Source organism: uncultured Flavobacterium sp. (assembly GCF_963922255.1).
In the GTDB taxonomy this organism is placed as follows: domain Bacteria; phylum Bacteroidota; class Bacteroidia; order Flavobacteriales; family Flavobacteriaceae; genus Flavobacterium.
The window spans coordinates 312,906-326,587 of sequence record NZ_CAWUIC010000001.1; the positions used below are offsets into that span (position 1 = coordinate 312,906).

The window sequence follows — 13,682 nt, forward strand, 5'->3', positions numbered from 1 at the left end:
TCACTATTTACTAATTACTTTTTAATATTGTTCATTTTCATTTGGAAAATCAACTGCTTTTACATCAGAAACATATTGTCCGATTGCTTTTGTCATTTGATCGTATAAGTCTAAATATCTTCTTAAAAATCTTGGATTGAATTCATTATTCATCCCTAACATATCATGAATTACTAAAACTTGACCATCAACACCATTTCCAGCACCAATTCCGATAACAGGAATAGAAATACTTTCGGCAACTTTTTGAGCTAATTTAGCAGGAATTTTTTCTAAAACTAAAGCAAAACATCCTATTCTTTCTAACATTTTTGCATCTTCAATTAATTTATCTGCTTCTTCATCTTCTTTTGCTCTAACCGTGTAAGTTCCGAATTTATATATTGATTGTGGTGTTAAGCCTAAATGTCCCATTACAGGAATTCCAGCATTTAAAATACGTTTTATAGAATCTTTTATTTCAGAACCTCCTTCTAATTTTACAGCATGACCACCACTTTCTTTCATGATTCTAATTGCTGAACGCAATGCCTCTTTTGGGTCAGATTGATAACTTCCAAAAGGTAAATCTACCACTACTAAAGAACGTTCAATTGCTCTAACAACACCAGATGCATGATAAATCATTTGATCTAAAGTAATTGGTAAAGTAGTTTCGTGACCAGCCATTACATTGCTGGCAGAATCTCCAACTAAAATAACATCAACTCCAGCAGAGTCAACTATTTTAGCCATTGTAAAATCATAAGCTGTTAACATAGAGATTTTTTCTCCATTGGCTTTCATTTCTATTAATGATTTTGTAGTAATTCTTTTGTAATCTTTCTTTGCAACAGACATAGTAAATAGTATAAAATTTTAGCAAATGTAGTAAAACCATTTATTTTTAAATAATATTAAAAAATTAATTCAATTTTAAGGTCTCATTAATAAAATAGATAGTACATTTATTCGATTTTTTAGCAAATAGAAAAATGATACCAATTTTATTAGTCGTAGCTATTTTGGGCTATCTTTTTGTGATTTTTGAAACTCCTATTCGAATCAACAAAACAATCACTGCAATTTTAACTGGAGCTATGTGTTGGATAGTAATAGCCATATTTAATCCAGGAAATGCTCCCATGATTTCAGAAAAATTAGTCACTTATTTTGGTGAGATTTCTGGTTTACTTATTTTCTTATTAGGAGCAATGACAATTGTGGAATTGATAGATTTACACAAAGGATTTACTGTTATAACTCATAGAATTAGAACCAAATCTGTTTTAGAATTACTTTGGATTGTTGGATTTATCACTTTTATTTTATCAGCATTATTAGATAATTTAGCAACAGCAATAATTATGGTGACTTTATTGCGAAAATTAATGCCAAAAAGCGAAATTAGAATGACCTTAGCAGGAATTGTTGTAATTGCCGCAAATGCTGGAGGAGCTTTTAGTCCAATTGGCGATGTTACTACAACTTTGTTATGGATTGGTGGTCAAGTTAGTGCTTTTGGAATTGTGAAAGTACTTTTCTTACCTTCTGTGATGGTCTTGCTAGTTCCTTTGATAATTGCAAGTTATAGAATGAAAGGGTTTGCAGTTTTGCGAGCTCAAATCTCAATGGCAGATGCAAAGCAAGAAGAAAAAATGAAAGGAAGTTTTAGTGTTTTTGTAGCTGGAGTTATAGGTTTAGTTTTGGTTCCAGTTATAAAATCAATTACAGGCTTGCCACCATTTATTGGAGTTTTGGTTTCATTGAGTATGGTTTCATTAGTTTCAATAGTTTATCATAGAAATAAAACACAAGAAGAAAAAGATAGATACTCTGTTGCTACAGCACTTTCAAAAGTTGATGTGAGTTCTATTTTGTATTTTATGGGAATTTTATTAATGGTTTTTGCTTTACAAGAAGTTCATGTTTTATCTCAATTAGCTACTTTTTTAGAAACGAATTTACCTAATACTAATATGATGATTATTGCAATTGGTGTTTTGTCATCAATTGTTGATAATGGAAGTTTAGTTGCTGCAACACAAGGGATGTTTCCAATAACTCAATTTCCAATGGATAATAGTTTATGGGAATTTATTGCTCTTTGTGCAGGAACTGGAGGAAGTATGATGATAATTGGTTCAGCATCAGGAATTGCAATAATGGAAAAAGAAAAAATGACTTTTATGTGGTATTTTAAAAAGATAACTCCATTAGCAATTGCAGGTTATATTGCAGGAATTGTAACGTATTTGGTAATTAATTTACTAATACATTAAAAGTAAAGATATGAAAAGAGTTATTGTTTTTTTCGTTTTAACAATTTCGAGTTTAATGTTCTCTCAAGAAAAAGAAGTTCAAAAAACTATTGATGATTTTTTTGTGGGATTAAATTCAAAAGACACAACAGCAATTAGAAAACAATGTTACAAAGATGTAGTAGTGCAAACTATACATAAAACCAAATTAGGAAATCAGCTTAAAACAGATAATATTAAAAACTTTTTAATTTCGATTAGTACAATTCCGAAAGAAGTTATTATTGAAGAAAAATTACTTGATTATAAAATTGAAGTTGATGGCAATTTAGCCCATGTTTGGACATCTTATGAATTTTATGTCAATGGAAATATTAGCCACAAAGGAGTGAATTCTTTTACCTTGTTCAAAGAAAGTAATGATTGGCAGATTATTCATATAATTGATACTCGAAGAAGAAATTAGTTTAGCAATAATTATTTACACTAACTTTTGATAGTACTCCGATTTTAAATTCAAAAATTATGCTACTACTTTCTAAATGAATAAGATATATATTTGGATTTTTGAAGTTTGTAGTTATGTATTTTGAATATTTTATTATAAATTCTTTTTCAGTTGTATTGTTGTCTAAAATATCATTTAAGTTAAAAGAAAATTTATTTATGTTATTTATAATTACGTCAATTAATTCAGTTTTATTTTCTTTTTCATCTACAGATAAAGTAATATTTTCATATTTGTAAAATAGTTCACTTAAATAAACCCCACATTCATCAGTAACAGTTTCTTTTTTTAAAGGTTTTCCAAGAGTTTTTATTATAAAATTTAATGGTAATATGCAGTTTTGACTTTTTTTACCATTAATAATAAATTCACTATTTTTTGCAAAATTATTTACTTCTTCAAAATTATATTCAAAATTAATTTTTGAAACAATAAACAAGTTAAATTCAGTTTCTTCTATTTTTTTAATATCATTAAGTTGATTAGCTACTAATAAATATCTTTCAAAAGCCGGTTTTAAAGTTTCATTATCGCTATTTGTGGCTAATTCAACTAAACGTTCAGCTATTTTTTTTCTTTCTTCAACCTTTAATACTTCTATTGTATCAAATTGATTTATTAAATCCTCAAAATTTGGACGTTGACCAATATATTTTCTTTGAACATAGACAGCGTTAGAATCAAAACCATACCCAATATTTACCCATTGTTCTTCATTTATAGGATAATAACTTATTTGAACAGCTTCACCATTTGTTAAAATTCTTTTTACAGTTGAATTTTTATCGGTTAAGGCTCTTCCTTTTAATCCTGCAACATTAACAAAAAGATGATTTCCACCATAATATTTGTCGCCACCATTTAGAATAGGATTTTCAATATCATTAGTGTAAACATCATAATAATTTAAACTATTTGAAATATACTTTTTAAGTACATAACCAATGGTCATATTATCAGATTGAATTTTTGACCAATTAGAATTAATTTCTGAAATAATTTTAATTTCTGCACCTCTTTTAAAATACCCGTAAAATGTTGAAGTCTCAGATGGTTTTTCAAATAAACGAGTATCATTGAGTATCCAAAATCGATCTTGGGAAAATGAATTACTTATAATTAAAAGAAAAAATAATATTGTTGATGATTTTATTGATTTCATTTTTTGAAAAGTTTGTTATCAAAATAATAAGTAATAAATGTACCAAATATATAGCAAAATAAATCACTCCAAAGAAAACCTTCACCAAAAATATAACGTCCAATATTTGTAGAGCGAATTTTATCCAACCAATTCCATTGAATTAATTGTGAAATTTCAATAAAAAAACAAAAAGACAGACTTATAATCAAAAGCTGATCTCGTCTTTTTATTGGAAATAGAAAACAAAATTCAAAATAAATTAAAACTGCATAAAGAATATCACCAACAAATAAAGGAATAAATTCAATTTTCCTTGAAAGTATACCAATTATCATAGTTATAATTGAAAGAACAAAGTAAGTGAACCTTTTTTTCAATGTACTTAGTTTAACAATCCGCCAAATTTACTGCAATCGCTAAACCACCCTCAGATGTTTCTTTATATTTAGTATTCATATCTTTAGCTGTTTCCCACATAGTATTAACAACTTTATCTAAAGGAACTTTAACGTTTTTGGCGTCCGTTTCTAAAGCTAATTCAGCAGCATTTATGGCTTTTATCGCTCCCATAGTGTTACGTTCAATACAAGGAACTTGCACCAAACCACCAATTGGATCACAAGTTAACCCCAAATGATGTTCCATAGCAATTTCAGCAGCAACCGTTACTTGTTCTGGTGTTCCACCCATTGCTTCACATAATGCAGCAGCAGCCATTGCACTTGAAACTCCAATTTCAGCTTGGCAACCACCCATGGCAGCACTAATTGTTGCTCCTTTTTTAAATACACTGCCAATTTCTCCAGCAGTTAATAAAAATTGTTTGATTTCTTCTTCACCAGCTTTGTGGTTTTCAATTACTAAATAATACATCAAAACAGCTGGAATTACACCAGCACTTCCATTAGTTGGAGCAGTTACAACTCTTCCTAATGAAGCATTGACTTCATTGACAGATAAAGCAAAACAGCTTACCCATTTTAAAATTTGTCTGAATTTAACTTCGGTTTGACGAATAACTTGCATCCACGAATAAGGATTGTCATAAGGTAAAACACCAATTAAATTTTTATGCATGTCATAGGCACGTCTTCTAACATTTAATCCACCAGGTAAAGTTCCCTCAGAATGGCAACCAATGTACATACATTCTAACATGGTATCCCAAATTCGCATGAGTTCGTTATGAATTTCCTCTTCAGAACGCATCGATTTTTCATTTTCATAAACGATTTCCCAAACTTTTTTGTTTTCCTGATTACAGAATTTTAACAAGTCAGTTGCATTGTCAGTTCTAAAAGGAAAAGAACATTTTATGGCTTCATTTTTTGTTGAATTGATTAGTTCTTCGACCACAACAAATCCACCACCTATAGAATAGTAGGTGTTTTGGTATTCTTCATTAGATGTATAAGCCGTAAATTTCATTCCATTAGAGTGGAAAGGCAAAAATTCACGATTAAAAACAATATCTTTCTCAAAATCAAACGGAATTATTATTTCATTTCCTAAAAAGATTTCATGCTTATTTTTTATTGCAGAAATAATTACATCAAGACTTTCCACCGGAATATATTCAGGATCAGCTCCACTCAATCCAAGCATTACCGCTAAATCTGTCGCATGACCTTTTCCTGTCAAAGAAAGAGAACCATATAAATCTACTTTAACGCGATTAACATCATCAAGCATTTTTTTATCTCTTAATTCACCCAAAAAACGCTCGGCTGCACGCCAAGGACCAAGAGTGTGCGAACTTGAAGGTCCAACACCAATTTTTAACATATCAAAAACTGAAATACATTCCATAGCTATATCGTTATAGTTGCAAAGATAGGAGAAAGTTTTATAGGTTAATAGTTTATGAGTTTAAAAGTTTAAAAGGGTTAACCAATAACATTCTAACTTATAACCTACAACATGATTAATGTCATCTTGTCATATAAATTTAGCAAAAACTGACAATTAATTGATAAATAAAGTGTTGGCACAATCCTTGTCTTATAGAAACCGAGTTTAAAAATTAAATAAATTAGAAATTAAATAAGATGAGTAAAATTATTGGAATCGACTTAGGAACTACTAACTCTTGCGTCTCTGTAATGGAAGGTAACGAACCAGTAGTAATTCCTAATGCAGAAGGAAAAAGAACAACACCATCAATCATTGCATTTGTTGAAGGTGGAGAAATTAAAGTTGGTGATCCTGCAAAAAGACAAGCAGTGACTAACCCAACAAAGACTATTGCTTCTATCAAACGTTTTATGGGAAATAAATTCTCAGAAAGTGCAAGTGAAGCAAAAAATGTGGCTTATAAAGTAGTAAAAGGAGATAACGACACACCAAGAGTTGATATTGACGGAAGACTTTATACACCACAAGAATTATCAGCAATGACACTTCAAAAAATGAAGAAAACTGCTGAAGATTATTTAGGACAAACAGTAACTGAAGCAGTTATTACAGTTCCTGCATACTTTAATGATGCACAACGTCAAGCGACTAAAGAAGCTGGTGAAATTGCAGGTTTAAAAGTAATGCGTATTATCAACGAACCAACAGCTGCTGCGTTAGCTTATGGTTTAGATAAAAAAGGTACTGATCAAAAAATTGCTGTTTATGATTTAGGTGGAGGTACATTTGATATTTCTATCCTTGAATTGGGAGATGGTGTATTTGAAGTGTTATCTACAAATGGAGATACTCACTTAGGTGGAGATGATTTTGACCAAGTTATTATTGACTGGTTAGCTGAAGAATTCAACAAAGAAGAAGGAATTGATTTACGTCAAGATCCAATGTCATTACAAAGAATTAAAGAAGCTGCTGAAAAAGCTAAGATTGAATTATCATCTGGTGCTGAAACTGAAATCAACTTACCATACGTAACAGCTACTGCTACAGGACCAAAACACTTAGTTAAAAAATTAACTAGAGCTAAATTTGAGCAATTATCAGATGCATTAGTAAAACGTTCTATGGAGCCAGTTGCTAAAGCATTAAAAGATGCAGGTTTATCTACATCTGATATTGACCAAGTAATTTTAGTTGGAGGTTCTACTCGTATGCCAAGAATCGCTGATGAAGTTGAAAAATTCTTCGGTAAAAAAGCATCAAAAGGAGTTAATCCTGATGAAGTAGTTGCCATTGGAGCTGCTATTCAAGGTGGAGTTTTATCAGGTGATGTAAAAGATGTATTGTTATTAGACGTTACACCTTTATCATTAGGTATTGAGACAATGGGTGGAGTGATGACTACATTAATTGAGTCTAATACTACTATTCCAACAAAAAAATCACAAGTATTTTCTACAGCTGCAGATTCTCAACCATCAGTTGAAATCCACGTATTACAAGGAGCTAGAGCAATGGCTGCTGATAATAAAACAATTGGACGTTTCCATTTAGACGGAATTCCACCAGCACCAAGAGGTGTTCCACAAATTGAAGTAACTTTTGATATTGATGCAAATGGTATCATTAAAGTTTCTGCAACAGATAAAGGAACAGGAAAATCTCATGATATTCGTATCGAAGCTTCTTCTGGTTTAACAGCTGAAGAAATCGAAAGAATGAAAAAAGATGCTGAAGCAAATGCAGATGCTGACAAACAAGCAAAAGAAAGAGTTGAAAAACTGAATCAAGCAGATAGTATGATTTTCCAAACTGAAAGTCAATTGAAAGAATTAGGTGAAAAATTATCTGATGAACACAAAACAACTATTGAAGGTGCTTTAACAGAATTAAAAGCGGCTCATGAATCTCAAGATTTAGGAGCAATTGATTCAGCTTTAGAGAAAGTTAATGCAGCTTGGAAAACAGCAACTGAAGCTATGTATGCTCAAGGAGATCAAGGAGCACAACAAGCACAACCACAAGGTGACGCATCAGGAGATGAAACTCAAGATGTAGAATTTGAAGAAGTAAAAGAAGAGAAATAATATTAAGTTTATAGTATTAAGTATCAAAACTAACCGAGTGAGAAATTACTCGGTTTTTTTTATGCTTAAAAATTATAGTATGCACGCATAGTAAATTCAATTAGTTTTAGTATATTTGAATTCCTTAAATAATTTCAAAATGCAAAAGCAAACGCTGACTTCTTTATTAAACATAAAACATCCTATAATAATTGCTCCAATGTTTTTAGTTTCCAATACTAAAATGGTTATTGAAGGCATGAAAAGTGGAGTAGCAGGGTGTATTCCTGCTTTAAATTACAGAACGTTAGAAGAATTAAGAGCTTCCATTCAAGAATTAAAAGCTGCTAAATTTGAAGGTGGAAGTTTTGGTTATAACTTAATTGTAAATAAATCTAATCCAAAATACAAAGAGCAATTGCAAGTTATTTGCGAAGAAGGAGTTGACTTTATAATCACTTCATTAGGAAGTCCAGAAGAAACAATTAGAGAAGCTCATAAAGTTGGCATTAAAGTTTTTTGTGATGTAACGGATTTATCTTTTGCTAAAAAAGTAGAAAGTGTTGGAGGTGATGCTTTAATTGCAGTAAATAATTTAGCTGGTGGACATAGAGGAAATATAAATCCTGAAACTTTAATTAAGCAATTAAATGAAAATACTTCGTTACCAGTAATTTCGGCTGGTGGTGTAAGTAGTAAAGCTGATATTGATAAAATGATGAGTTACGGTGCAATTGGAGTTTCTGTTGGAAGTCCGTTTATTGCTTCCAATGAAGCTGGTGTTTCTGATGAATACAAACAAGCTTGTGTAGATTATGGTGCAAAAGACATAGTAATGACACAACGAATTTCAGGCACACCTTGTACTGTTATAAACACCCCATACGTTCAAAAAATAGGAACGAAGGAAACTTGGTTAGAACGAATTCTAAATAAAAATAAAAGTCTTAAAAAATGGGTAAAAATGATTCGTTTTTATATTGGTATGAAAGCTACAGAAAAAGCAGCTACACAAGCAACATATAAAACCGTTTGGGTTGCAGGACCAAGTATCGAAAATACAAAAGCTATTTTGCCTATAAAAGAAATTGTTAAGGGTTTAATAAATTGATTCCTAATTAATAATAATGATTTCATCTTTGTTAATTCTAGATTGTAATCTTATTATATAATTTTCTTTTGTTGAAACTGTAACTTGCAATTTTTTATGTTTCTTATATTTAATTATTAATTGTTCTCCTAATCTTGAATCAAATTTAAATTTACCTTCTAAATCTGTATAATGTATGTCTTTGCTTACTTTACACTTAATTTTTAAATTTGGGATAGGTTTACTTTCACTATCATATATAATACCAGACACTTTTCTTTCTTGGTAGTCTGAAAAAGAAAAGATATTTATTAAAATGAATGATATGAAAATTTTCAAATTCAAATTATTCTACAGATAACTCAAATGATTTATCCCAATTTTTACCAGTAACGAGAATTGTTTTTGTTTTTGGGTTATAAGCTATTCCATTTAAAACTTCACCTTGTTGTAAAGTCTTTTTTACTTTTGTTTTTAAATCACTTAAATTTAATATTCTTTCTACAGCACCTGTTTTTGGATCGATTTTAATAACCATATCTTTTTCATAAATGTTTGCCCAAATTTTACCATCTATCCATTCCATTTCATTAATGTTGTCTATTTTGTTGGCATTAGTATATACATTGATATAATCTATCATTTCAAAAGTTTCTGGATTTAAAATGTAAATTTTTTCAGAACCATCACTCATATATAAATTTGTTCCGTCATTAGTTAAACCCCACCCTGCTAAATCTTTTCTGAAATACGATATAGCTTTTTCTTGTTTTAAGGTTTTGGCATCATATACAAAAGCTGTATTTTCATTCCAAGTTAATTGGTAGATTTTATCTTTAAGAATCGTAACACCTTCTCCAAAATATTGTTTATTTAAATCAACTTTTTCAAGAACATCACCAGTTTTATAATCTGTTTTTCTTAATGAAGAATTGCCGTATTGACCACTTCCTTCTATTAAAAGATCTTCATAAAACTCATATCCTTGTGTGTAAGATGTACTATCATGATTAAAAGTGTTAACAATTTGATACTCTAGTAATTCTGGTGCATCTTTAGCGTAAACAATAAAATTGGTTTCAGTTTCAGAGTTTTTTCCTTCAGAATAAATAAGAGCTTTAATTCTTGTATACCCTAATTTTTGATTTTCTAATGAAAAATGAATTTTTTCATTCTTCAACGCTTTACCGATATTAATATCATTAACGTAGTAGATTACAGAATCAATAGTTCTGTTTTGCTCATTTTTAATACCTAAATCTACACTTTGTGATGGATTATAAGCTTGCATCATTGCTGATGTATCTATTGAAAAAATATTTTTTTCGTCATTTTTATCACCTCCACATGATATTGATAAAAGAGTTAAACCAATGAAAGAGAATACCTTATATTTAAACATAATTATTATTTTAAAAAATCTAATATACAACGTTTTTTTTAACCTACAATTGCCTTGCAAAAATATAAAAAGATTGTATATTTGCACCGGCAAGTCCTACACGACCAGCTCCTGCAGAATCCCCCAGGGTGGGAACGCAGCAAGGGTACGCGGTTGTAGCGGTGCGATGTAGGTCGCTTGCCATTTTATTTCCAAATTGATTGGAATCTTTTTTAGAATTTATACTCAATTATCTTCCAACTCGGAAGATTTTTTATTTTAAATAAACCCTAAAGTAAAAATATAATGCTTTATTTAATTTGAAGTTAAAGTTACATTAAAATTAACCCAACTTTTTAATTAACTTTGCAATTCTAATTTTGAAAAGAAAATAATGCAAAAAGTTGTTTTTATTACTGGAGCTTCTTCTGGAATAGGTAAAGCAATAGGTGAATTTCTTCATCACAAAAACTTTATCGTTTATGGAACAAGTAGAAATCCTTCAAAAATTGAAAATTCTATTTTTCCTTTAGTTGCTTTAGATGTTAGAGATGTAAATTCAATTAAAAATGCATTTTCAGAAGTTTTATCAATAACAAAAAGAATTGATGTTGTAATTAATAATGCTGGAGTTGGAATTACGGGTCCTTTGGAAGAAATTCCATTAGAAGAAATTAAAAATAATTTTGAGACCAATCTTTTTGGACCTATTGAAGTGATGAAAGCTATTTTGCCGCAAATGCGTTCTCAAAAAAGCGGTTTAATCATTAATATAACCTCAATTGCAGGTTATATGGGATTGCCTTATAGAAGTGTTTATTCATCTTCAAAAGGAGCTCTAGAGTTAATAACAGAAGCACTACGAATGGAAGTGAAGTCATTCGGAATTCACATTACAAACGTTGCACCTGGAGATTTTGCTACTAATATCGCTGCTGGTCGTTATCATGCACCAGTTTTAAGAGGTTCAGCCTATGAAACAACATATGGAAATACATTAAAAGAAATGGATTTTCATGTAGACAGTGGAAGTAATCCTAACCAAATGGCAGAAGTTATTTATAAAATCATCAATACTTCAAATCCAAAAATACATTATAAAGTGGGGGCTTTTTTACAAAAATTTTCAATTGTTTTAAAACGTATTTTACCTGATAAAGTATATGAGAGAATGTTGATGAACCATTATAAGTTATAAAGAATCAATAATAAACGATAAATAAAAGAGATATGAAATTTTTTATAGACACAGCTAATTTAGCACAAATTAAGGAAGCACAAGAATTAGGTGTTTTAGATGGTGTAACAACAAATCCATCTTTAATGGCAAAAGAAGGAATCACAGGGAAAAACAATATCTTAAAACATTATGTAGATATTTGTAACCTAGTTGATGGGGATGTAAGTGCAGAAGTAAATGCCGTTGATTATGACGGAATGATTAGAGAAGGTGAGGAGTTGGCTGAATTACACGAACAAATCGTTGTGAAACTTCCAATGACAAAAGAAGGAATTAAAGCTTGTAAATATTTTTCAGATAGAGGAGTAAAAACAAATGTGACTTTAATTTTCTCAGCTGGACAAGCTTTGTTAGCTGCAAAAGCTGGTGCAACGTATTGTTCTCCATTTTTAGGAAGATTAGATGATGTTTCTACAGATGGTTTAAATCTAATTGATGAAATCCGTCAAATTTATGATAACTATGGTTTTGAAACAGAAATTTTAGCTGCTTCAGTTCGTCATACGATGCATGTTGTAAATTGTGCAAAAATAGGAGCAGATGTAATGACTGGACCATTATCATCTATTTTAGGGTTGTTAAAACATCCTTTAACGGATATTGGTTTAGCTCAGTTTATTGCAGATTACGAAAAAGGAAATAAATAATTTTCAAATATACTATCAACAAAAAAGCGATTTTCGTCAGAAAATCGCTTTTTTGTGTTTATGAAAAATTTTTATTCTAGATTTTTCTCGAAATTTATATCAAATAAATTCACAAATGCATTTTTGATTGTTCCATCAGCATTTAAAACAATTGTTCTGTGAATTTTATTGATAACCCAATCTTCTCTAATTTTTTCAAAATCACTTGCGTGAATTTCTACAATATTTTTGTAATCAAAACCTTCTAACTTGTTTTTCCAATCTTCATAACTGTCATCAATATTCACAGAAATGAAATCAATATCAGGGTATTTTTCTTTTAATTTAAATACTTTTTTATGAACTGCATTTAAGTGAGATTCAGCATTTGTGGTGCAAAAGAAAATAACGGTTTGCTTGTTAATTAATTTTTCAAGAACAATGGGTTTGTTGTTAATGTCAACAAATTTTTCAATTGGTAATCTTTTGCCAACTGCCAATTTATGAATAGATTTTGCGATATTATTTACTTCATCTTGCATTTTTTTATCAGTAGAAATTTCAAGATATCTATTGATAAAAGTTGTGTTGTTATACATGTTTTGGTCTTCAAGAAGATATCGCATAGCAAGACCATTTAAAACTGTATTTTTTATTTTATGATTCTTTATTAAAGTATCAGCTATGTTTAATTTTTTAATAGAATTTTCAAGTGTAAATTCATCGACATTACCTTTTTTTTCAGTAAATGTTATATTGTTTAATAAAGAAGTCACATAGTTTACATAAGGATAATAATTAGCAAATGTTGGGTTGTTAAAATCTATTGATTTTCTGTGATCATAATAATCTTTTGGCAAATCATTAATAACATTTTCACCTGCAATGAATTTATGGGCATAAGGGTAAACCTCTTTTTTAAAATATTGTGGCAACTCCAAGCTAGCTAGAGCTAAAGAATCAAAATTAGCACTCCATTCATTTTTTGCTTTATGTTTTTCGTATACTTTTTTTCTTAAAGCAAAAGTGGAATCAATATTTTTCATGAAATCTTTAGAGTTTCTAAAAAAAACATCATACATGTTAGAACGATCCTTTTCATTTAGCAGGTACATTTCCATTAAATAATTGTTTTTCTCAAAACCTCTTCCACAGAATACAATTGAATTATCAAAATCTCTAGAATTTATTAAAACCATCAAACTGTCATTCTTATCAAAATATACATATTGATATTCTGGTTGATGTTTAAAGGTATATAAACCAGGAGCTAAAGAGTCAAATTTTCGAAGAAAACGATTTTTTTTGTCTAAAAAAAGAGTATCAATAACTTCATTATCTTTCAATAATAATACATAATTGGTTTGAGGATCAATAACTTCACCTCCAAAATAAGCAGTATAATCTTCATCACTATGTTTTTTATCACAAGATGTAAAAAACCCTAAAGTTATTATTAATAGAGTAGAAGGTAATAAATGGAAATACTTTATCATGCTATTTAATTTCGAAAACAAATTTATAGCTTAGATT

General features: G+C 29.7%; 13 protein-coding genes and 1 other RNA gene. 7 read left to right on the forward strand and 7 right to left on the reverse strand.

Translation table 11 applies throughout. The features are described 5' to 3' along the window. Window positions 1–21 precede the first annotated feature (21 nt). The gene (gene panB / locus AABJ49_RS01520; protein ID WP_338375484.1) at window positions 22–840 is read right to left on the reverse strand and encodes a 3-methyl-2-oxobutanoate hydroxymethyltransferase; all 819 of its coding nucleotides are present in this window, start codon (window positions 838–840) and stop codon (window positions 22–24) included. 134 nt (window positions 841–974) lie between these two features. Here panB and nhaD point away from each other — a divergent pair, with 134 nt between their 5' ends. Both nhaD and AABJ49_RS01530 read left to right on the forward strand, forming a co-directional pair. Beyond that, complete coding sequence (gene nhaD, locus AABJ49_RS01525) at window positions 975–2,261, forward strand: sodium:proton antiporter NhaD (RefSeq protein WP_338375486.1); 1,287 nt, start codon at window positions 975–977, stop codon at window positions 2,259–2,261. A 10-nt stretch (window positions 2,262–2,271) separates the two neighbouring features. Next, window positions 2,272–2,706: a nuclear transport factor 2 family protein gene (locus AABJ49_RS01530; RefSeq protein ID WP_338375488.1), complete on the forward strand. Its 435-nt coding sequence runs from the start codon at window positions 2,272–2,274 to the stop codon at window positions 2,704–2,706. Between the two features lies 1 nt (window position 2,707). Here the strand turns inward: AABJ49_RS01530 and AABJ49_RS01535 are convergent, their stop codons facing one another. The 3 genes from AABJ49_RS01535 to AABJ49_RS01545 are packed head-to-tail and all read right to left on the reverse strand — an operon-like array spanning window position 2,708 to window position 5,701. Continuing rightward, window positions 2,708–3,910, reverse strand: coding sequence for an SH3 domain-containing protein (locus AABJ49_RS01535; protein ID WP_338375490.1), 1,203 nt, complete (start codon window positions 3,908–3,910; stop codon window positions 2,708–2,710). Next, window positions 3,907–4,227, reverse strand: a complete 321-nt coding sequence (locus AABJ49_RS01540; RefSeq protein ID WP_338375492.1) for a DUF2809 domain-containing protein — start codon at window positions 4,225–4,227, stop codon at window positions 3,907–3,909. Before AABJ49_RS01540 ends, AABJ49_RS01535 begins: the two co-directional genes overlap by 4 nt. 52 nt (window positions 4,228–4,279) lie before the next feature. Beyond that, entirely contained in the window at window positions 4,280–5,701 is a 1,422-nt protein-coding gene (locus tag AABJ49_RS01545; RefSeq protein WP_338375494.1) for an L-serine ammonia-lyase, read from the reverse strand. Between the two features lie 239 nt (window positions 5,702–5,940). Between AABJ49_RS01545 and dnaK the strand changes: the two genes are divergently transcribed. Beyond that, window positions 5,941–7,833 (forward strand): molecular chaperone DnaK, encoded by a 1,893-nt coding sequence (gene dnaK / locus AABJ49_RS01550; protein WP_338375496.1) that lies wholly within the window; start codon window positions 5,941–5,943, stop codon window positions 7,831–7,833. A 139-nt stretch (window positions 7,834–7,972) separates the two neighbouring features. After that, complete coding sequence (locus tag AABJ49_RS01555) at window positions 7,973–8,923, forward strand: nitronate monooxygenase (protein WP_338375497.1); 951 nt, start codon at window positions 7,973–7,975, stop codon at window positions 8,921–8,923. 3 nt (window positions 8,924–8,926) lie between these two features. Here the strand turns inward: AABJ49_RS01555 and AABJ49_RS01560 are convergent, their stop codons facing one another. Together AABJ49_RS01560 and AABJ49_RS01565 are read right to left on the reverse strand one after the other, a co-directional pair. Next, on the reverse strand, window positions 8,927–9,241 hold the full coding sequence (locus AABJ49_RS01560) for a hypothetical protein (protein ID WP_338375499.1): 315 nt from the start codon (window positions 9,239–9,241) through the stop codon (window positions 8,927–8,929). Window positions 9,242–9,248: 7 nt separating this feature from the next. Continuing rightward, window positions 9,249–10,304 carry a glutaminyl-peptide cyclotransferase gene (locus AABJ49_RS01565; protein WP_338375501.1) on the reverse strand — a complete coding sequence of 352 codons (1,056 nt, stop codon included), beginning with the start codon at window positions 10,302–10,304 and terminating at the stop codon, window positions 9,249–9,251. 87 nt (window positions 10,305–10,391) lie between these two features. Between AABJ49_RS01565 and ffs the strand changes: the two genes are divergently transcribed. From ffs to fsa, 3 genes are all read left to right on the forward strand, one after another. Next, window positions 10,392–10,490: signal recognition particle sRNA small type (gene ffs / locus AABJ49_RS01570), an RNA gene on the forward strand. A gap of 187 nt (window positions 10,491–10,677) precedes the next feature. After that, complete coding sequence (locus AABJ49_RS01575) at window positions 10,678–11,481, forward strand: SDR family oxidoreductase (protein WP_338375503.1); 804 nt, start codon at window positions 10,678–10,680, stop codon at window positions 11,479–11,481. A 32-nt stretch (window positions 11,482–11,513) separates the two neighbouring features. Further along, window positions 11,514–12,170: a fructose-6-phosphate aldolase gene (fsa, locus tag AABJ49_RS01580; protein WP_338375505.1), complete on the forward strand. Its 657-nt coding sequence runs from the start codon at window positions 11,514–11,516 to the stop codon at window positions 12,168–12,170. A 71-nt stretch (window positions 12,171–12,241) separates the two neighbouring features. Here the strand turns inward: fsa and AABJ49_RS01585 are convergent, their stop codons facing one another. Beyond that, window positions 12,242–13,645, reverse strand: a complete 1,404-nt coding sequence (locus AABJ49_RS01585; protein ID WP_338375506.1) for a thioredoxin-like domain-containing protein — start codon at window positions 13,643–13,645, stop codon at window positions 12,242–12,244. Between the last annotated feature and the right edge of the window lie 37 nt (window positions 13,646–13,682).

Coding starts and splice junctions, on each gene's coding strand:
- dnaK (WP_338375496.1), top strand. CDS start 5,941: ATGAGTAAAATTATTGGAATCGACTTAGGAACTACTAACTCTTGCGTC.
- AABJ49_RS01555 (WP_338375497.1), top strand. CDS start 7,973: ATGCAAAAGCAAACGCTGACTTCTTTATTAAACATAAAACATCCTATA.
- AABJ49_RS01565 (WP_338375501.1), bottom strand. CDS start 10,304: ATGTTTAAATATAAGGTATTCTCTTTCATTGGTTTAACTCTTTTATCA.
- AABJ49_RS01535 (WP_338375490.1), bottom strand. CDS start 3,910: ATGAAATCAATAAAATCATCAACAATATTATTTTTTCTTTTAATTATA.
- fsa (WP_338375505.1), top strand. CDS start 11,514: ATGAAATTTTTTATAGACACAGCTAATTTAGCACAAATTAAGGAAGCA.
- panB (WP_338375484.1), bottom strand. CDS start 840: ATGTCTGTTGCAAAGAAAGATTACAAAAGAATTACTACAAAATCATTA.
- AABJ49_RS01575 (WP_338375503.1), top strand. CDS start 10,678: ATGCAAAAAGTTGTTTTTATTACTGGAGCTTCTTCTGGAATAGGTAAA.
- AABJ49_RS01540 (WP_338375492.1), bottom strand. CDS start 4,227: ATGATAATTGGTATACTTTCAAGGAAAATTGAATTTATTCCTTTATTT.
- AABJ49_RS01585 (WP_338375506.1), bottom strand. CDS start 13,645: ATGATAAAGTATTTCCATTTATTACCTTCTACTCTATTAATAATAACT.
- AABJ49_RS01545 (WP_338375494.1), bottom strand. CDS start 5,701: ATGGAATGTATTTCAGTTTTTGATATGTTAAAAATTGGTGTTGGACCT.
- nhaD (WP_338375486.1), top strand. CDS start 975: ATGATACCAATTTTATTAGTCGTAGCTATTTTGGGCTATCTTTTTGTG.
- AABJ49_RS01530 (WP_338375488.1), top strand. CDS start 2,272: ATGAAAAGAGTTATTGTTTTTTTCGTTTTAACAATTTCGAGTTTAATG.